The sequence below is a fragment of the Jiangella rhizosphaerae genome (genome assembly GCF_003579925.1).
GTDB lineage: Bacteria > Actinomycetota > Actinomycetes > Jiangellales > Jiangellaceae > Jiangella > Jiangella rhizosphaerae.
Window position 1 is genome coordinate 1 of record NZ_QUAL01000164.1, and the last position, 17,826, is coordinate 17,826.

The 17,826-nt window shown below is 72.4% G+C and carries 17 protein-coding genes; 12 read left to right on the plus strand and 5 right to left on the minus strand.

Features of this window, described 5'->3' with window-relative positions:
- The first annotated feature begins 129 nt into the window (after window positions 1–129).
- From DY240_RS17210 to DY240_RS17220, 3 genes are read left to right on the plus strand one after another with little or no spacing between them, the layout of a single operon-like run.
- Window positions 130–1,005 (plus strand): carbohydrate ABC transporter permease, encoded by an 876-nt coding sequence (locus tag DY240_RS17210; protein ID WP_407659335.1) that lies wholly within the window; start codon window positions 130–132, stop codon window positions 1,003–1,005.
- Window positions 1,002–1,835: a carbohydrate ABC transporter permease gene (locus DY240_RS17215; RefSeq protein WP_199701660.1), complete on the plus strand. Its 834-nt coding sequence runs from the start codon at window positions 1,002–1,004 to the stop codon at window positions 1,833–1,835. The genes DY240_RS17210 and DY240_RS17215 overlap by 4 nt, the downstream gene beginning before the upstream one ends.
- Before the next feature lies 1 nt (window position 1,836).
- Window positions 1,837–3,318 (plus strand): glycoside hydrolase family 3 protein, encoded by a 1,482-nt coding sequence (locus DY240_RS17220; protein ID WP_119661078.1) that lies wholly within the window; start codon window positions 1,837–1,839, stop codon window positions 3,316–3,318.
- A 10-nt stretch (window positions 3,319–3,328) separates the two neighbouring features.
- On the opposite strand, the gene DY240_RS17225 is transcribed toward DY240_RS17220, so the two are convergent.
- Complete coding sequence (locus DY240_RS17225; protein WP_407659336.1) at window positions 3,329–3,727, minus strand: PaaI family thioesterase; 399 nt, start codon at window positions 3,725–3,727, stop codon at window positions 3,329–3,331.
- Between the two features lie 182 nt (window positions 3,728–3,909).
- Here DY240_RS17225 and DY240_RS17230 point away from each other — a divergent pair, with 182 nt between their 5' ends.
- The 3 genes from DY240_RS17230 to DY240_RS17240 all read left to right on the plus strand — a co-directional run bounded on the left by DY240_RS17230 (window position 3,910) and on the right by DY240_RS17240 (window position 7,357).
- Complete coding sequence (locus tag DY240_RS17230; protein WP_119661080.1) at window positions 3,910–5,238, plus strand: aminotransferase-like domain-containing protein; 1,329 nt, start codon at window positions 3,910–3,912, stop codon at window positions 5,236–5,238.
- Between the two features lie 106 nt (window positions 5,239–5,344).
- Window positions 5,345–6,262, plus strand: coding sequence for a UbiA prenyltransferase family protein (locus tag DY240_RS17235; protein WP_119661081.1), 918 nt, complete (start codon window positions 5,345–5,347; stop codon window positions 6,260–6,262).
- Window positions 6,263–6,373: 111 nt separating this feature from the next.
- Entirely contained in the window at window positions 6,374–7,357 is a 984-nt protein-coding gene (locus tag DY240_RS17240) for a type IV toxin-antitoxin system AbiEi family antitoxin domain-containing protein (protein WP_199701661.1), read from the plus strand.
- Here the strand turns inward: DY240_RS17240 and DY240_RS17245 are convergent.
- Window positions 7,314–8,318 (minus strand): aldo/keto reductase, encoded by a 1,005-nt coding sequence (locus tag DY240_RS17245; RefSeq protein WP_119661082.1) that lies wholly within the window; start codon window positions 8,316–8,318, stop codon window positions 7,314–7,316. The genes DY240_RS17240 and DY240_RS17245 overlap by 44 nt on opposite strands.
- Before the next feature lie 92 nt (window positions 8,319–8,410).
- Here DY240_RS17245 and DY240_RS32920 point away from each other — a divergent pair, with 92 nt between their 5' ends.
- A complete protein-coding gene (locus DY240_RS32920; protein ID WP_199701662.1) occupies window positions 8,411–8,974 on the plus strand; it encodes a TetR/AcrR family transcriptional regulator in 564 nt (187 codons plus the stop codon).
- Here the strand turns inward: DY240_RS32920 and DY240_RS17255 are convergent, their stop codons facing one another.
- From DY240_RS17255 to DY240_RS17265, 3 genes are all read right to left on the minus strand, one after another.
- The gene (locus DY240_RS17255) at window positions 8,975–9,868 is read right to left on the minus strand and encodes a 2-hydroxy-3-oxopropionate reductase (RefSeq protein WP_119661103.1); all 894 of its coding nucleotides are present in this window, start codon (window positions 9,866–9,868) and stop codon (window positions 8,975–8,977) included.
- Window positions 9,865–10,683, minus strand: coding sequence for a hydroxypyruvate isomerase family protein (locus DY240_RS17260; RefSeq protein ID WP_119661104.1), 819 nt, complete (start codon window positions 10,681–10,683; stop codon window positions 9,865–9,867). The genes DY240_RS17255 and DY240_RS17260 overlap by 4 nt, the downstream gene beginning before the upstream one ends.
- 69 nt (window positions 10,684–10,752) lie before the next feature.
- The gene (locus DY240_RS17265; protein WP_119661083.1) at window positions 10,753–11,490 is read right to left on the minus strand and encodes a FadR/GntR family transcriptional regulator; all 738 of its coding nucleotides are present in this window, start codon (window positions 11,488–11,490) and stop codon (window positions 10,753–10,755) included.
- Between the two features lie 332 nt (window positions 11,491–11,822).
- On the opposite strand from DY240_RS17265, the gene DY240_RS17270 reads away from it, so the two are divergent.
- From DY240_RS17270 to DY240_RS17290, 5 genes are all read left to right on the plus strand, one after another.
- A complete protein-coding gene (locus DY240_RS17270; RefSeq protein WP_119661084.1) occupies window positions 11,823–13,205 on the plus strand; it encodes an ABC transporter substrate-binding protein in 1,383 nt (460 codons plus the stop codon).
- Between the two features lie 63 nt (window positions 13,206–13,268).
- A complete protein-coding gene (locus DY240_RS17275; RefSeq protein ID WP_119661085.1) occupies window positions 13,269–14,615 on the plus strand; it encodes an alpha-amylase family protein in 1,347 nt (448 codons plus the stop codon).
- Between the two features lie 224 nt (window positions 14,616–14,839).
- Window positions 14,840–15,793 carry a carbohydrate ABC transporter permease gene (locus tag DY240_RS17280; RefSeq protein WP_119661086.1) on the plus strand — a complete coding sequence of 318 codons (954 nt, stop codon included), beginning with the start codon at window positions 14,840–14,842 and terminating at the stop codon, window positions 15,791–15,793.
- Window positions 15,783–16,637 (plus strand): carbohydrate ABC transporter permease, encoded by an 855-nt coding sequence (locus DY240_RS17285; protein WP_119661087.1) that lies wholly within the window; start codon window positions 15,783–15,785, stop codon window positions 16,635–16,637. Before DY240_RS17280 ends, DY240_RS17285 begins: the two co-directional genes overlap by 11 nt.
- Before the next feature lie 9 nt (window positions 16,638–16,646).
- Window positions 16,647–17,810, plus strand: a complete 1,164-nt coding sequence (locus tag DY240_RS17290; RefSeq protein ID WP_119661088.1) for an enolase C-terminal domain-like protein — start codon at window positions 16,647–16,649, stop codon at window positions 17,808–17,810.
- The last annotated feature ends 16 nt before the right edge of the window (window positions 17,811–17,826 follow it).

The window sequence follows — 17,826 nt, forward strand, 5'->3', positions numbered from 1 at the left end:
GGCCGGCCCGTCCCCGCCGCGCCAGGCGGCGCGGCGGCGGACACCGTCGCGCCGCCGCAGGACCCACGGACCGGCCGGGGGCCGGCGGGTGACGTCGCACCCCGCCGGTCCCGACGGCCTCGACGTCAGCTGCTGCCGTACGTCCTGCTGCTGCCGGCGCTGGCGATCCTGGTCGCCGCGCTGGGCTACCCGCTGTACCGCCAGGCGGTGATGTCGTTCCAGGAGTACGGCCTGGCGCAGCAGTTCGGCCAGCCGCCGGAGTGGGTCGGCCTGGACAACTACGTCACGCTGGTCACCGACTCCTACCTGTGGACGGTCATCGTCCGGTCGGTGGTGTTCTGCTTCGCCAACGCCGCCATCACGATGGTGATCGGGATCGCGCTGGCGGTTCTGATGACGCTGGTGACTCGCGGGCCGCGGCTGGTGCTGCAGATCGGCCTGCTGCTGGCCTGGGCGATGCCGCACCTGGCGTCGCTGACGGTGTGGCAGTGGCTGTTCGACGCGCAGTACGGCGTCATCAACTGGCTGCTGGTGAACCTCGGGTTCGACCGGTTCGCCGGGCACTCGTGGCTGATCGACCAGCTGTCGTTCTTCGTCGTCGCGACGGTGATCGTCGTCTGGATGAGCGTGCCGTTCGTCGCGTTCGCGGTCTACGCCGGTCTGACGCAGGTGCCGGGTGAGCTGTACGAGGCGGCGCAGATCGACGGCGCCTCGGCGTGGGCGCGGTTCCGCACCGTCACCGTCCCGCTGGTGAAGCCGGTGCTGCTGATCGTCATGCTGCTGCAGATCATCTGGGACCTGAAGGTGTTCACCCAGATCTTCGTGCTGCAGGACGCCGGCGGCATCACCGCGCAGACGAACCTGATCGGGACCTACATCTACCGGCTCGGACTGGGCGAGGGCGAGTTCGGGCTGGCGGCGGCCGCGTCGTGGTTCGTGCTGCTGCTGACCGTCGTGCTCAGCCTGTACTACGTCCGGGTCCTGGTCCGCGAGGAGGAGCTGTGAGCACGCGCATCCGCACCCGGCAGCGGGCGTTCGGCGCGCTGGCCGTCGTCATCGCGCTGATCTGGATGTTCCCGGTCTACTGGATGCTGAACAGCTCGTTCCTGCCGTACAACCGCATCCGCGCCGCCGAGCCGACCTTCCTGCCGTTGAACGGGACGCTGTCGGCGTACGGCCGCGTGTTCGACAGCAACTTCTTCGACACGCTGCGGATCAGCGCGATGGTCACCGGGATCACTGTCGTCGCGGCGCTGCTGTTCGCGTTCCTGGCGGCTCTGGCGCTGGCGCGGTTCCGGTTCAAGGGCCGGCGCAGCTTCATCCTGGCGGTGCTGATCATCCAGATGATCCCCGCCGAGGGCCTGTTCATCTCGCAGTTCAAGCTGCTGGAGGGCTGGCAGCTGCTGAACAGCGTCGTCGGCCTGTCGCTGCTCTACATCGCGGCGGTGGTGCCGTTCACCATCTGGATGCTGCGCGGGTTCGTCAACGGCGTGCCGCGCGAGCTGGAGGAGGCGGCGCTGGTCGACGGCTGCAGCCGGCTGCAGGCCTTCTTCCGCATCACGTTCCCGCTGCTGGCGCCGGGCCTGGTCGCCAGCGGGGTGTACGCGTTCCTGCAGGCCTGGAACGAGTTCACCCTGTCCCTAGTGATCATGACGAGACCGGAGAACATGACTCTTCCACTGTGGCTGCGCTCGTTCACCGAGGCGAATCGCGTCAGTGACTGGGCCGGTATCATGGCCGGATCCGTCCTCGTGGCGGTGCCGGTGATGATCTTCTTCCTGCTCGTCCAGCACCGCATGACCTCGGGTCTGGTGTCCGGGGCGGTGAAGGGCTGACATGAACGCCACTGACCTGCGGGGCCTCGCTCTCGCGACGATCTTCCCCGGCTTCCGGGGCGCCCACGACGTCCCGCCGTGGCTGGCCGTCCTGGCTGCCGAGGGGCTGGGCGGCGTCGTGCTGTTCGGGCGCAACGTCGACCCCGACCGCGGCGACGCCGGCGTCGCCGCGCTCACCGGTGCGCTGCACACCGTCAACCCCGACCTGCTGGTGGGCATCGACGAGGAGGGCGGCGACGTCACCCGGCTGGACGTCGCGGCGGGGTCGATGCTGCCCGGCAACGCCGCGCTCGGCGCGCTGGACGACCCCGCGGCGACGGAGCGGGTGGCGGCCGAGGTGGGCGCCCGGCTGCGGTCCTGCGGCATCGACCTCAACTTCGCACCGGTCGCCGACGTCGACTCCAACCCGCTGAACCCGGTCATCGGGGTCCGCTCGTTCGGCTTCGACCCCGACCTCGTCGCCCGGCACGTCGCGGCGTTCGTCGCCGGCCAGCAGGCGCAGGGTGTGGCCGCCACGGCCAAGCACTTTCCCGGCCACGGCGGCACCAGCGAGGACAGCCACCTCACGGTGCCGTCCATCGACGACCCGCTCGACGTCATTCAGGCCCGCGACCTGCCGCCGTTCCGGGCGGCGGTGAAGGCCGACGTCAAGATCGTCATGACGGCGCACATCCGGTTCCCGGCCATCGACGGCGACCGCCCGGCCACGCTGTCGCGGCCGGTCATCACCGGCGTGCTCCGCGACGAGCTCGGCTACGACGGCGTCGTCATGACCGACGGCATGGACATGCACGCCATCAGCCGGACCGTCGGGCATCCCGAGGGCGCGGTGCTGGCGCTGCAGGCCGGCGTCGACGCGCTGTGCGTCGGCGGCGACACCGTCGGCCCCGAGACCATCGAGGCCATGGCGGCGGCGCTGGTCGACGCCGTCCGCACCGGACGCCTGCCGGAGGAACGGCTGGCCGAGGCGGCCGGCCGGGTGCACGCGCTGCGCCGCTGGCTGCGCGACGTGTCGCCGTCGCCCGTGGTGCACGGGTCGGCCGCCGACGCCGCGCGCCGCGCCGTCACCGTTCACGGCGACGTCACGCTCACCGCGCCGCCGCTCGTGGTCGAGCTCGACGACGACCCCAGCATCGCCGCCGGCCCGATCCCGTGGGGCATCGGCCGGCACCTGGTCGAGCTGGTGCCGGGGACGGTGCTCGCACGGGTGACGGGGTCGACGGCCGACCTGTCCGCGGTGCTCGCCGCGCTGCCGTCGCGACGGCTGGTCATCGGGGTGCGCGGGGTACGACGGCGTCCGTGGCAGGTGGCGGTCGTCGAGGCCGCCCGGGCCGCGCGGCCGGACCTCATCGTCGTCGACCACGACGTCAACCCGCTGCCCGAGGTGCTCGGCGAGCACTACATCCTGACGCACGGCGCCGCGCGCGTGACGGCGGAGGCGGCGGCCGAGCGGCTCGCCGCCGGGCTGGCTCCGCAGGGGTGATCGGCGGAGGTCAGCGGCCGGTCGCGCGGTCGCCGCGCAGCGTCATGACGATGCTGGTCACCGTCACGACCGGCATGCCGTCGCCGCGGACGACGTCGCACGTGTAGTGCGTGAGCGTCCGTCCCGAGTGGGATGCTCGCGCCGTCGCGACCAAGGTGTCGCTCCACACCGGCCGCAGAAACACGGCTCTGAGGTCGACGCTGGTGAACGACTCACCCGGCCGGACGAGTGTGGAGTGGGCGGTGCCGATGGCGGCGTCGGCCAGTTCGACGAGGAAGCCGCCGTGGACCGTGCCCTGCTGGTTGCCGTGACGCGCCGCGTCGACGCTGACGGCCACCGACGCCGTGCCCGGTCCGATCGCCGTGATCTCGAAGCCCAGCAACTCGGAGATGGCGGTCGGATACCGCAGGTGGGTGCGGTCGTCCGGCTGGGACGTCCGGTCGAGCCGCCGCTGGAGGAACTCCAGCACGGGCAGTGAGCCGGCGGGTTCGGGCATCGGGCTCCTCCTCGTGGCCGCTGGTCGGTGCACGAGGGACGCTAGAGACCGTGCGATGATGCAATCAAGAAATTGTCCTAGGGACATGGGGTGCCGTGCGGGGCGAGCGATTCAAGGCGGTCGCCGATGCGATCGCGGCGTCGATCCGGGCCGGTGACCTGCCGGCCGGCAGCCGCCTCCCGACCCATCGCGAGCTGGCCCGCGAGCGCCGCATCGCGCTGGCCACGGCCACCAAGGTCTACCGCGAGCTGGCGGCCGCCGGGCTCGTCGTGGGTGAGCCTGGCCGGGGTACGTACGTGCGCGATCTCAGCGGGTTCGCGGGCCTGGAGCCGAGGCGGCTCCCGCCCGAGCATCGTGTCGCCGACCTGTCGTTCAACCAGCCGCTCGCCGTGGACCAGGGTGACCACCTCCGGCGGGCGCTGCGCCGCCTCGCCGCCGAGGGCGACCTCGCCGCGCTCCTGACCCAGCAGCCGCCTGGCGGACGCCACGCCGATCGCGCCGCCGTGGCCGTCCATCTGCTGGATCGCGGCATCGACGTTCCTCCGGCGAACGTACTGCTCACCGCCGGTGCGCAGCACGGTCTCGACGCCGTCCTCGCCGCGATCGCGCCGCCCGGTGCGGTCGTCGCCGCCGACGCGCTGACCTATCCGGGGATGAACATGCTCGCGAGGACGCGTCACGTCGAGCTCGCGCCCGTCCGCTGCGACACGACCGGCACGGACCCGCACGATCTCGAGCGGCTCTGCCGGCGCCGTCCCGTCGTCGCGGTCTACCTGATCCCCACGCTGCACAACCCGCTCGGCTTCGTGCTCGACGCCGACGCCAGGCAGCGGGTCGTCGGACTCGCGCGTCGGCACGACTTCGCCATCGTCGAGGACGCCACCTACGCATTCCTCGCGCCCGAGGCGCCGCCACCGCTGCAGACGCTCGCCCCGGAGCGCACCTTCTACGTCGGGAGCTTCTCGAAGAACCTGGCCACCGGCCTTCGCGTCGGCTACGTCGTCGTGCCGGAGGCGCACCTCGGGTCGGTGACCCGCGCGCTGCGGACCGGGAGCTGGGGGACGTCCGGCATCACCAGCGCGATCGCCGTGGGCTGGCTGCGCGACGGCACGGTGACGCGCCTGGAAGCGGCGCGGCGCGACGACGCCCGCCGGCGCCAGTCCGTCGCCCGCCAGGAACTGGCCGGACTGGACTACCACGCGCCTTCCCAGGCGTACTCCGGCTGGCTGCGGCTGCCGGAGGACGCACGCGCCGACCTCGCCGCTCACCGGCTCGCCGAGCAGGGGATCCTCGTCTCGACGGCCGACGCCTTCGCGACGACCCCGCATACGCCGAGCGCCCTGCGGATCGCGCTGGCCACGCCCGCACTCGACCAGCTGACACATGCGCTGGGCCGCGTCCGTGAGACTGTGACCCGGCTGTGAGCCGTCGGCCGGTCGGGGCCGGCTAGCTCCGCAGGGGTAGCCGGCGCGGTTCGCTCCCTCGTACGGGGGAGGCCGCGCGCCGGCCCGGACCGGGAGCATCGTCGGTATGACGACTGTGCGCACCCGGTCCGGGACGGTCCGGCCCGTTCGGCTGGCCGGCGACGTGCTGGCGATCGGCCGGCCGTGGTTCTGGTTCGTCTCGCTGCTGCCGTACTACCTCGGCGTCGTGCTGGCGACCCGTCAGGTGGTCCCGCCGGCGGCCGACTGGCCCGTGCTGGCGCTGGGCGCGGTGGTGATCGGGCCGCTGATGTGGATTTCGGTGCTGGCCGTCAACGACGCGTACGACCTGCGCGGTGACCGGCTCAATCCGCGCAAGGCCGGGTCGCCGCTGGCTGGAGGCCGGTTGACGGCGTCGGCGGCGCTGTGGGTCTCGCTGGGCGCGGCGGTCCTCGCGGTGGCGGCCGCCCTGTTCGTGGGGCCGCTGTTCGCGCTCGGGACGGGGATCGTGCTGCTGGTCGGCTGGGCATACAGCGCGCCGCCGCTGCGGCTCAAGGCGCGGCCGGGCTTCGACGTCGCCGTCAACGCGCTGGCCATCGGGGCCGCCGGACAGCTGGCCGGCTGGTCGCTGCTCCGGCCGCTCGCGGAGTTCCCGTGGCCGATGGCGGTGCTCGGGACGCTGGTCGGCGCCGCCCTGTACGTCCCGACCACGCTGGCCGACCTCGAGGCCGACCGGGTCAGCGGCTACACCACGCTCGCCGTGCGGCTCGGCGCGCGGCGGGCGTACCTGCTGGGGCTCGGGCTCTGGCTGGCGGCGGGGACGTTGTCGCTGGTCATGTCGGCGGCGGACATCGTGATTCCGCGGTCGATGCTGCCGATGGAGATCGTGCTGGTGCCGTCGATGGTGATCGCCTACCGGCGGCTCGTCCGGGCCGAGCGGACCTTCCGCGGCATCGTCGCCGTCGCCGTCCTGTTCCTGGTGCCGAGCCTGACCTTCGTCCTCACCTACACCGGCTCGCTCCCGTGATCATCCAGGATCGACCACATCATGATGGGGTCGGTCCTGGATGATCATGGTTATCCACAGATCGCGAACCGGGCCTGGCGCGATGGCGCCGGGTCGCACAGGCTGGCTGACGTGGATCTCGACGACCTCCTGGCCTCGCAGAAGGGCATGATCAGCCGTGCGCAGGCGCTCGCGTGCGGACTCACCGATAGCCGCGTCGAGTGGTCGGTCGCGTCCGGGCGCTGGCGCCGGATCCACCTCGGCGTCTACGCGACGTTCACGGGACCGCTGCCGTTCGATGCGCGGGTGTGGGCGGCGATCTTGCGCGTCGGCCCGGGTGCCGCGGCGAGCCACCGGACGGCGGCCTACCTGGACGGCTTGTGCGACGATCCCGGCCCGGTCATCCACATCACCGTCCCCGCCGACCGGTACGTGGAGCCTCGCATCGATGGCGTCCGGATCCACTACGCGCAGCGCCTTCCGCTGACCCGGCACCCGGCTGCGACGCCGCCGCGGACGCGTCTCGACGAGACGGTGCCCGACCTCGTCGATGTCGCGCCACACCCGCGCGAGGCCGAGACCTGGGTGACCGCGGCCTGCCAACGCCGCCTCACCACCCCGGAACGGCTCGCCGACGCGCTCGGGCGGCGCAAGAAGATCCGCTGGCGCGCCATGGTCGCGGCGATGCTCGTCGACGTCGCCTCGGGCGCCCAGTCACCCCTGGAACTGCGTCACCTGCGCCGCGTCGAACGCGCCCACGGGCTGCCCACCGGATGCCGCCAGCGGCGCGTCGCCGGGCAGCGGGTCATCTGGATCGACGTCGATTACGACGACTACGGCCTGCGGGTCGAGCTCGACGGCCGCATCGGCCACACCGGCGAAGGACGCTTCCGCGACCGCCACCGCGACAACCGCGCCACCGTCGACGGCCACGCCACCCTCAGATACGGCCACGCCGACGTCTACGGCGACTCCTGCGCCGTCGCCGCCGAACACGCCCGCGTCCTCCAAGCCCGCGGCTGGACCCGCCACCCGCGGCCGTGTGGGCCGTCCTGCGTCATCCGAACCGTGATCATCCAGGATCGACCCCGTCATGACGTGGTCGATCCTGGATGATCATGGAGATGTCGGCGAGGCGGTCCAGCTCCCGTTCGGTGAGCCGGAGCGCCATGGTGCCGGCGCTCTCCTCGGCGTGCCGTGGCTTCGATGCGCCGGGGATGGCGACGACGGTGTCGCCGTAGTAGCTGGTCACCCACGCCAGCGCGACCTGGCTCACCGTCGCGCCGTGTGCGGCGGCGATGGTGCGCAGCTCGTCGATCAGCGGCGCGGTGCGGGCGAGGGTCGCGGAGGAGAAGCCGGCCAGCCGCCGCCGGATGCGCCGCACGTCGCGGAACAGGCCTGGATCATCGTGGAACTTGCCGGTGAGCAGGCCGGTGTGCAGCGGCGCCAACGCGATCAGCGTCACGCCCAGCCGCCGTGCCGCCGCGAGGACGCCGTCCCGCTCGACGCGCCGCTCGAGCAGGCTGATCTGCACCTGGTTGGAGGCGAGCGGGATGCCGTACTCGGCGAGGACGGCGTGCGCGCGCTTCATCTGCGCGGCGGAGAAGTTGCTGACGCCGACCGCGCGGATCCGCCCCTGCCGGTGGAGGCCGGCCATCGCCCGGAGCTGGCTGGCGAGCGGCGACAGGCTGCCGTGGGGCATGTGGATCTGGTGCAGGCCGAGCGGAAAGCCCTGCAGCGCCTCCAACCGGTCGTCGACGGTGCGGCCGATGCTCGCCGCGGTGCGGAACCACGGCGTCCACTTGCTGGCGATGACGACGTCGTCCGTACCGGCGCCGAGCTGGTGCAACGCCGTCGTGAGGGTCCGCTCGGAGTGGCCCTTCCCGTACATCTCCGCGGTGTCGAACCAGGTCACGCCGCCGTCGAGGGCGGTCCGGACGATGGCAGTGGCGGTGGGCTGGTCGAGTGCGGCGTAGTAGCGGTTCACGAGGCCGGGACCGCCGAATGGCATGCAGCCCAGCCCGATCGGGGTGATCTCGAGGTCGGTGCGGCCGAGCCGCCGGGTCGTCGTGGTCATGGCGAGTGACTCCCGTCTAGTGATGAGACATCGATATCTCAACATGAGTCGTAGAGATCTCGCAATGAGACGGCGCCCTTAGGATGGCGGGCATGGTTCGGCGCCCCGCCCTGCGCGACCACATCGCCGCGGGCATCCTCGACACCGCGGCCGCCGTGCTGGCCGAGCGCGGCGAATCGGTGAGCATGGCCGACATCGCCCAGGCCGCCGGTGTCGGCCGCGCGACGCTCTACCGCTACTTCCCGACCCGCGAGGCGCTGTTGCTCGGCCTCACCCGGGCGGCGTTCGAGGAGCTGAGCGGCCGCATCGCCGCCGCGGAGCTGGACGCCGTCCCGCTGCGCGAAGGGCTGGCCAGGGCGGCGCGCGCCTTCATCGCGGCGGGCAGCCGCTACGCCGCCGTCGTCCACGTCGGCAAGACCTACGTCGAGGATCCCGCCGAGTTCGACCGCGCCGTCGCCGAGCCGGTCCGCGCGCTGATCCGCCGCGGCGTGGCCGACCGCGACCTGCGGGCGGACGTGCCGGCCGAGGTGCTGTTCGAGATGTTCACCGCGCTGCTCGAGCGGTCACTGCGGCTGGTCGACGCCGGCCGGCTCGGCGTCGAGCAGGCCGGTGCCGTCGTCACGACGACGTTCCTCGACGGCGTCGCTCCGCGCTGATCACTCGCCGGGGGAGCGGCCCGAGAGCTGCTCGACCTGCAGCAGCAGGGCGCCGTGGTCGAGGTCGCCGTGGCCCTGGGCGCGCAGCGACGCCATGAGCGTCGCGGCGAGCGCGCCCAGCGGGATCGCGACGCCGGCCTCGCGGGCGGCGGCGGTGACGATGCCGAGGTCCTTGTGGTGCAGGTCGACGCGGAAACCGGGCTTGAAGTCGCGCTCCAGCATGGCCGGCGCCTTGCGGTCGAGGACGGCGCTGCCGGCCAGGCCGCCGGCCAGCACCTCGACGGCCCGCGAGCGGTCCACGCCGTGAGCGTCGAGGAAGACCAGCGCCTCGGCGACCAGCTGCAGCGTCCCGCCGACGATCAGCTGGTTGGCCGCCTTGACGGTCTGACCGGCGCCGGGCGGGCCGACGTGGACGACGGTGCGGCCGAGCGCGTCGAGCACCGGGCGGGCGGACTCGAACGTCGACGCCTCGCCGCCCACCATGATCGACAGCGTGGCGTCGACGGCGCCCTGCTCGCCGCCGCTGACCGGGGCGTCCAGCACGCGCACGCCGCGCGACGCGCCGGCCTCGGCCAGCGAGCGGGCGACGTCGGGGCGGATGGTGCTCATGTCGACGACGATCGTCCCGGGCGCCAGCCGGTCCAGCACTCCGTCGCCGCCGTCGCCCAGCAGCACGGCCTCGACGTCGGGGGAGTCGGGCAGCATGGTGATGACGACGTCGGCGCCCTCGGCGGCCGCGGCGGCGGACTCCGCGCCCCGTCCGCCGGCCTCGACCAGGCGCCGCACCTTCGCCGGGCTGCGGTTGTACCCCGTCACCTCGAACCCGGCCTTGACCAGGTTCGCCGCCATCGGCCCGCCCATGACGCCCAGCCCGATGAAGCCGATGGCCGTCATCGCCTGCTCCCTTCCGTCCGCCACGCCGTGCGCCACGCGAAGGGGTCCGCGTCGTCGCTGACGTGTTCCAGTGCCATCCATCCGTCGTACCCGCCCGCGACGAGGTCGTCGACCCAGGCCCGCAGCGGCAGCGTGCCGGTGCCGGGTGCGCCCCGTCCCGGCGCGTCGGCCAGCTGGACGTGCGCGATGCGGTCGCGGAACCGCTCGATCGCGGCCGCGACGTCGTCGCCGTTGACGGCGAGATGGTAGACGTCGAGCAGCAGGCCGAGGTTCGTCCGCCCCGACGACTCCGCGACCCGGTCGGCGACGGCGACGGCCTGTGCCGCGGTGCGCAGCGGGTAGGCGTCGACACCGCTGACCGGTTCGAGCAGGACGGTCCCGCCGGCGGAGACGAGTCCGGCGGCCGCGGCGGCGAGGTTCTCGACGGCGACGGCGTCCTGCTCCGCGGGGTCGCGGCCGGGCAGCCGGTTGCCGTACAGCGCGTTGAAGCTGCGGCAGCCCAGCTCGGCACCGATGTACGCCGCAACCTGGACGCTCGCCAGCAGCTCGTCCTCGCGGCCGGGCCACGACACGACGCCGCGCTCGCCGGCCGGGAGGTCGCCGGCGAACAGGTTCAGGCCGACCAGCCGCAGCCCGGACGCCCGGACCGCGTCGACGAACGCCTCGACCTCGGCGTCGCCGGGTGTCGCGGAGGGGAACGGCCACCAGAACTCGGCCGCCTCGAACCCCGCCGCCCGGACGGCGTCGAGCCGCTCGCGCAGCGGCATTCGGGTCAGGAGGATCGAGCAGTTGACGGCGAATCGTGGCTCAGGCATCGACATCCCGTCGTAGATTGGTCTAACCACCCATCCGATAACGACCATAGAAGCGGCGTCGCGGCAGTGTCAACCGCCGTTCCCCAGCTCGGCCAGCAGGCCGGTCTCGATGGCGCTCATGTGCATGACCATGAGCTGGCCGGCCCGCCGCGCGTCGCGCTGCCGGATGGCCTCCAGCACCAGCTGGTGGTGCTCGAGATACGCCTCCGACGCGTGCGACCGCGACCGGGACCGGTGCTTGAGGTCGCTCCACGTCTGCTCGTGCATGAGGTCGTTCAGCGTGCGCTGCAGCGCCACCAGGACGCCGTTGTGCGAGGCCACCGCGACGGCCAGGTGGAAGGCGGCGTCGGCCTCGCTGGGGTCGCCGCCGGCGCGGGTGACCTCGGCCTGCTCGCTGACGGCGTCCTCGATGGCCTGCAGGTCACTGGGGTGGTGCGAGCGTGCGGCGTGCTCGGCGCAGACCGGCTCGATGGCCGCGCGGGCGACCATGAGGTCCAGCGGGCTGTGCTCGCCGATGATCGCCGCCTGGGCGCGCAGCAGCGTGGTGTCGGAGCCGCTGTCCATGCTCACGTAGGTGCCGCTGCCGACCCGCACGTCGAGCACGCCGGCGTGCTCGAGCACCCGGATCGCCTCGCGCAGCGAGCCGCGGCTCACCCGCAGCTGGTTGGCCAGGACCCGCTCGGCCGGCAGCGCGCTGCCCGGCGGCAGCCGGCCGTCGCGGATGCTGGCGAGGATCTGGTCGACGACCGAGGAGTACACCTTCGACCGTTCGACCGCGTGGAACGCGGGGCCGTCTGGTTGAGTCACCTGATGTCGATCCTCTCGTCGCCGATGAGGCCACTGTAGCCGCCGCCCCGGACGGATGCGGGATGACGAACGCACAGGTCAGCACCGGTGTGGGTGAGCGTCGCCCGGCCGGCCGTGGCGCGCCGCGAGCGACATCGCCGCAGCTCGGCACGCCGTTGACAGTGGTGTGGCTCACACCTATGCTCGGACTGGCTGGGTGGTTGGACCAATTCTAGCGTTGCGGCAGCGCAGGTCATCACCACGAGAGCTTGCGACGACGCAGCGGCGGGCGCTCCCGTGCGCCGAGGTCCCGCCGCCCGGGGCCGCCGGTCCGACGTCGAAAGGACACCCCCATGGCTGCGCACGACGGAGCTGGGTCCCGGCACACCTTCCCCGCGGCCGCAGGCGCGGCCGGCGCCCTCACGCGGCGCACGTTCCTGCGGGCCGCGGGTGCGGTCGGCGCGGGACTGGCCGGGTCGAGCCTGCTGGCCGCCTGCGGCGACGACGGCGGCGGCTCCAGCAGCAGCGGCGGAGGCGGGCCGGCCACCATCCGCTTCGCGTTCTGGGGCTCCGACGACCGCGTCCGCCGGTTCCAGGAGGCGGTCGAGCTGTTCCACACCGAGCACAAGAACATCCGCGTCGAGCCGGAGTTCGGCGCCATCGACGCCATCGAGACCAAGACGACCGTCGCGATGGCCGGCGGGAACCTGCCGGACGTGTTCTGGATCGTCGGGCCGCTGCTCCCGCAGCTCGGCCGCGACGGCCACCTCGTCGACCTGTCGACCCTCATGGGCAACGGCATCGACGGCGACTTCGAGGAGTCGCTGCTGCTGTCCGGCCAGGTCGACGGCGTCCAGTACGCGCTCCCGCACGGGCTGCAGTCCATCGGCCTGTTCGCCAACCAGCGGGTTCTCGACGAGGTCGGCGTCGAGGTGCGCAAGTACCCCGAGGCCTACACCTGGGACGAGTACGCCGACATCTGCCGGCAGATCCGCGAGGCCATGGGCGACCAGTTCTACGGCACCGACGAGCCCACGTACGCCGGAGCGCCGCACTTCTTCCGCGCCTGGGCCCGGCAGCGCGGCGAGAACCTCTACAGCGACGACGGCGACCTCGGCTTCACCGAGGACACGCTGCGGTCCTGGCTGGAGTACTGGCAGGAGCTGCGCGACTCCGGCGCCGCCGTCCCCCCGCAGCTGGCGCTGGAGCAGAACCCGTTCTTCGAGGGCGCGCCGATGATCCGCGGGTTGTCGGCGTTCCACATGCGCAACTCCAACCAGCTGCTGGAGCTGCAGGGCCTCACCGAGGACGAGCTCACGCTGATGCCGTGCCCAGGCAACGGCGGCGACGGCGTCTCGGCCATCGGCATCGACCCGAACATCCTCGGCATCTCCGCGGACAGCGCGAACCAGGAGGCCGCCGTCGAGTTCGTGAACTTCCTGCTCAACGACCCCAAGCGGGCGGAGATCGTCGGCACCACCATCGGCGCCCCGGCCACGCAGGCGATGCGGGAGCACATCCTGCCGACGCTGAGCGAGCCCGAGGCCGAGTTCATCGAGTACATCGACTTCGAGGCGACCGCGCCGATCGACCCGATCCCGCCCGCTCCCGACACCGCCGGCGCGTTCCAGGACGGCGTCACCCTCGCCATGGAGGAGCTCGCCTACGGGCGCACCAGCATCGACGACACCGTCGCCAAGGTGTTCGGCGACCTCCGGCAGACCCTCACCGGCTGAGCCCCCGCTGAGCCGGCCGCTCACCCCGTCGCCGTCCGCTCGACCCCGCACGAGAGGAAGACCATGCCGCTGACCGAGATCGCCGCCAGCCTGTACGCCTGGGACCTCGCCGACGAGACCGCCGACCACGCCCTCGACGTGCTGGCCAGCCGGTCGACCGTGAACTCCGCCTATCTCGTCGGGCTGATGCACAAGGAGAAGCGGCCGCTGCACGCGCGGTTCTACCCGCACAACCCGGTGCGCCGGTTCTACCTGCCCGAGGACAGCCGCGTGTACTGGCGGCCGGACCCGGCGATGTACCCGGGCCGCATCCAGCCGCTGACCAGCGAGCGCGACTTCCTCGAGGGCACCGACTGGCTGCAGGTGCTCATCGACGCCGCGCGGGCGCGGGGCATGCGCACCGGCTGCGAGATCTCGCACACCGTCCTCGATGCCGCCGTCGCCCGCGAGCAGTTCCCCGACGTGCTGCAGCGCAACGTGTTCGGGCAGGTCGTCGGCCCGTTCGAGGCGGTCGAGGCGCAGCGCGCGCTGCCGTGCCTCAACCATCCCGAGGTGCGCACGTACCTCACCGGGTTGTTCCGCGACCTCGCCACCAACTACGACGTCGACTACGTGCAGACCTGCCTGGTGCTGTTCGGGGCCGGCGGCGGCGACGGCGGCACGCTCGGCGACGGCGGCCGGTCCTGGCAGGGGCTGCTGACCACCGCGACCGGCGGCTGCTTCTGCGCCGAGTGCGAGCGGAAGGCCCGGGCTCAGGGCCTGGACTGGGACGCCATCGTCGACGAGGTCGGGCACTTGGCGCGCCTGGCGACGAGGACCGGGCTGGCCGAGCTGCACGAGCGGCAGCTGCTCGACGAGGCCAGCTACCGCGAGTCGACGCTGCTGCTGGAGAACGACGCGTTCGCGGCCTGGCTGCGCTTCCGCAAGGAGTCGGTGAACGAGCTGTTCTCCGACGTGCGCGACGCGCTGCGCTCGTCCGGCCGCGACGTCGAGTTCCGCTACAACACCTACATGGCGGTCCCGGAGCGGGCCGGCCTGGACTTCAAGTCGGCGTTCGCGTTCGTCGACTCCGTCCGCGAGTCCGACTACTCCGACCAGCACGGCACGGCCGAGGGGGTCGCGATCAAGCGGGCCAAGCTGATGAAGGCCCGCCGAGCGCTGCGCGAGGACCAGCGGCTGATCGCGGCGCTCGGCGTCCGGCCCAACGCCACGACGGAGTCGCTGACGCTGAGTGTGAAGGCGGCCGTCGACTCCGGGTGCGACGGGCTCTCGCTGGGTCACTACGACGGCGCCACGATGGAGCGCCTCGACGCGGTCCGGATCGGCCTGCGCCGCTGGGAGGGCCAGGTCGAGGACTGGCAGCCGCTGCCGGGCGTGGAGCCGGCGCTGCCGCTCGAGCCGGCCCACTGACACCGCCCCGCGCCTCGGTGGGCCGCCCTACTCACCGGGGTCAGCCACCCGCCCACCGGGGTGGGCTGCCCCGCCCACTGGGTGGGCCACCCCGCCCGGCTGGGTGGGGCCCAACCCTACGGGCGGGCACCGACAACCGATCACCGCCCTCGCACCCACCGTCCCACACCGCCGTTCCCGTCCCCCCACACCGCCGTTCCCGTCCCCGACACCAAGGAGGCCGCATGGCCGTCGTGACCGGAGCCGCCGGCGCCGCCGGACCGGCCGGACCTGCGGCGCGCGACCTGGCCGCCGCCAGGGGCCGGCGCCGTACCCGCGTCGCGTACCTGTTCCTGGCGCCGTGGATCCTCGGCGTCCTCGGGCTGACGCTCGGGCCGATGCTGGCGTCGCTGTACCTGTCGTTCACCGACTACCGGCTCAGCGGCGCGCCGTCGTGGGTCGGCCTGGCGAACTACCAGCGGATGTTCACCGACGACCCGCGGTTCTGGACCTCGGTCGGCGTCACCGCGCGGTACGTCGTCCTGTCGGTGCCGCTGCAACTGGCGTTCGCGCTGGCCATCGCCGTGTTCCTGGACCGCGGCGTGCGCGGGCTGGCGCTCTACCGGTCGGTGTACTACCTGCCGTCGCTGCTCGGGTCGAGCGTCGCCGTCGCGGTGCTGTGGCGGCGGCTGTTCTCCAGCGACGGGCTGGTCGTCGACCTCGCCGGAACCGTCGGCATCCAGTTGAGCGGCGGCTGGATCTCCGACCCGGAGCGGGCGCTGGACACCCTGCTGGTGCTGAACGTGTGGACGTTCGGGTCGCCGATGGTGATCTTCCTGGCCGGGTTGCGGCAGATCCCGGACGAGCTGATCGAGGCGGCGAAGGTGGACGGCGCCGGCGCGGTGCAGCGCTTCTTCCGGGTCGTGTTCCCGCTGCTCACGCCGGTGGTGTTCTTCAACTTGATCCTGCAGATGATCGGCGCCTTCCAGGCGTTCACGCCGGCGTACATCGTCAGCGCGGGCACCGGCGGGCCGGCCGACTCGACGCTGTTCTACACGCTGTATCTGTTCCAGTCCGGCTTCCAGGCCTTCGACATGGGTTACGCGAGCGCGATGGCGTGGGGGCTGTTCATCGTGATCGGCGCGGTCACCGCGCTGAACTTCGCCGCGTCCCGGTACTGGGTGCACTATGGCGACTAGAACCGCATCTCGGCGCGCCGTCGCCTGGATCGCCGGGCAGGGGTGGAAGCACCTGCTGCTGCTCGCGTTCGGCTTCGCGATGCTCTACCCGCTGGTGTGGATGTTCACCCAGTCGTTCACGCCCAACGACGCCGTCATGGGCCGGGCCGGCGAGGGCGGGTTCACGCTGGACAACTACCTCGACGGGTGGTCGGCGCTGGGCGTCTCGTTCGGCCGGTTCATGGCGAACTCGTTCCTCGTGGCGGCGCTGAGCATCGTCGGGAACCTGGTGTCGTGCACGCTGGCGGCCTACGCGTTCGCCCGCCTGGAGTTCCGCCTCCGCGGCCCGATGTTCGCGCTGATGCTGGCCACCATCATGCTGCCGTTCCACGTCACCGTGGTGCCGCAGTACATCGTGTTCCACCAGCTGGGGCTGATCGACACCTACGTCCCGCTGATCCTGCCGAAGTTCCTGGCGGTGGAGTCGTTCTTCGTCTTCCTCATGGTGCAGTTCATCCGCGGCCTGCCCCGCACGCTCGACGACGCCGCGGCACTGGACGGGTGCGGCCAGCTGCGCACGTTCTGGAGCGTGATCCTGCCGCTGTGCCTGCCCGCCATCGGCGTCACCGCGGTGTTCACGTTCATCTGGACCTGGAACGACTTCTTCACCCCGCTGCTGTACCTGACCTCGCCGGACAAGTACACGGCCGCGCTGGGGCTGAGCACGTTCCAGGACGCCACCGGCCTGACGAACTACGGCGCGCTGTTCGCGATGTCGGTCGTGACGCTGATCCCGGTGTTCGCCGTCTTCCTCGTCGCGCAGAAGGCCCTGACCAGAGGCATCGCCACGACCGGACTCAAGTGAGGGAGATCCATGCCGAAGATCGAGCAGGTCGAGGTCCTGGAGTTCGAGCACACGGTGCTGTTCCGCTACGACGGCGACGGCGTCCGGCTGCGCGACGACGCGGTCCGGCGGCGGACGACGAAGCGGTTCGCCGTCCGTCTGCGGTGTTCCGACGGTGTCGAAGGGGCGTACGTCGTGCTGTGGAGCGCCCCGCCGTACGCCGTCCGGCAGGTCACCGCGCTGGCCGGTTCGCTGGTCGGGATGGACGTCGCGCAGCGCGAGCTGATCTGGGACCGGGCCAACGCCTCGCTGGGCAAGACCGACCGGATCGGCGCCGGGGCCATCGACATCGCCTTGTGGGACGCGTTGGGACGGTCCGCGGGGCTGCCGATCGCCGACCTGCTCGGCCGGTACCGCGACCGGTTGCCGGCGTACTGCAGCACGGTGGGCGGCGGGCACGGCCTGGGCGCGCTGGCCTCGCCCGAGAGCTACCGCGACTACGCCGCCTGGTGTGCTGAGGCGGGGTTCCTCGCGTACAAGATCCACGGGCCGGGGACGGGCGACGTGCGGGCGGAGATCGCGGCGTTGGAGGCGAGCGCCGAGGGCGCGGCCGGCCGGATGGACGTCATGACCGACCCGGGCAAGTCGCTGCGCACGCTGGCCGACGCCCTCGCGCTCGGCCGGGCCTGCGACGAGGTCGGCGCCTACTGGTGGGAGGACCCGATGCGCGACGACGCCGCGTTCGGCCACCGGATCCTGCGGCAGCGGGTGCGCACGCCGCTGCTGCTGACGGAGTTCGTCCGGGGGCTGGAGCAGCGCGTCGCCGTCGCGCTGGACGGCGGCACCGACTTCCTGCGCGCCGACCCGGAGCTGGACATGGGCATCACCGGCGTGATGAAGACGGCGCACGCCGCGGAGGCGCTGGGTATCGACCTCGAGGTGCACGCGTCCGGGCCGGCGCAGCGCCACTGCATGGCGGCGATCCGCAACACCAACTACTACGAGCTGGGACTGCTCGACCCCGAGACCGGCAACCCGCTGCATCCGCCCGTCTACACCGACGACTACGCCGAGGACGTGACGGCGCTCGGCCCGGACGGCTGCGTCGGCGTGCCGTCCGGCCCGGGCCTCGGCGTGCACTACGACTGGGACTACGTCGAGGCGAACCTCACCGACCGCGCCGTCTTCACCTGACGCGTATGCTGGTCGC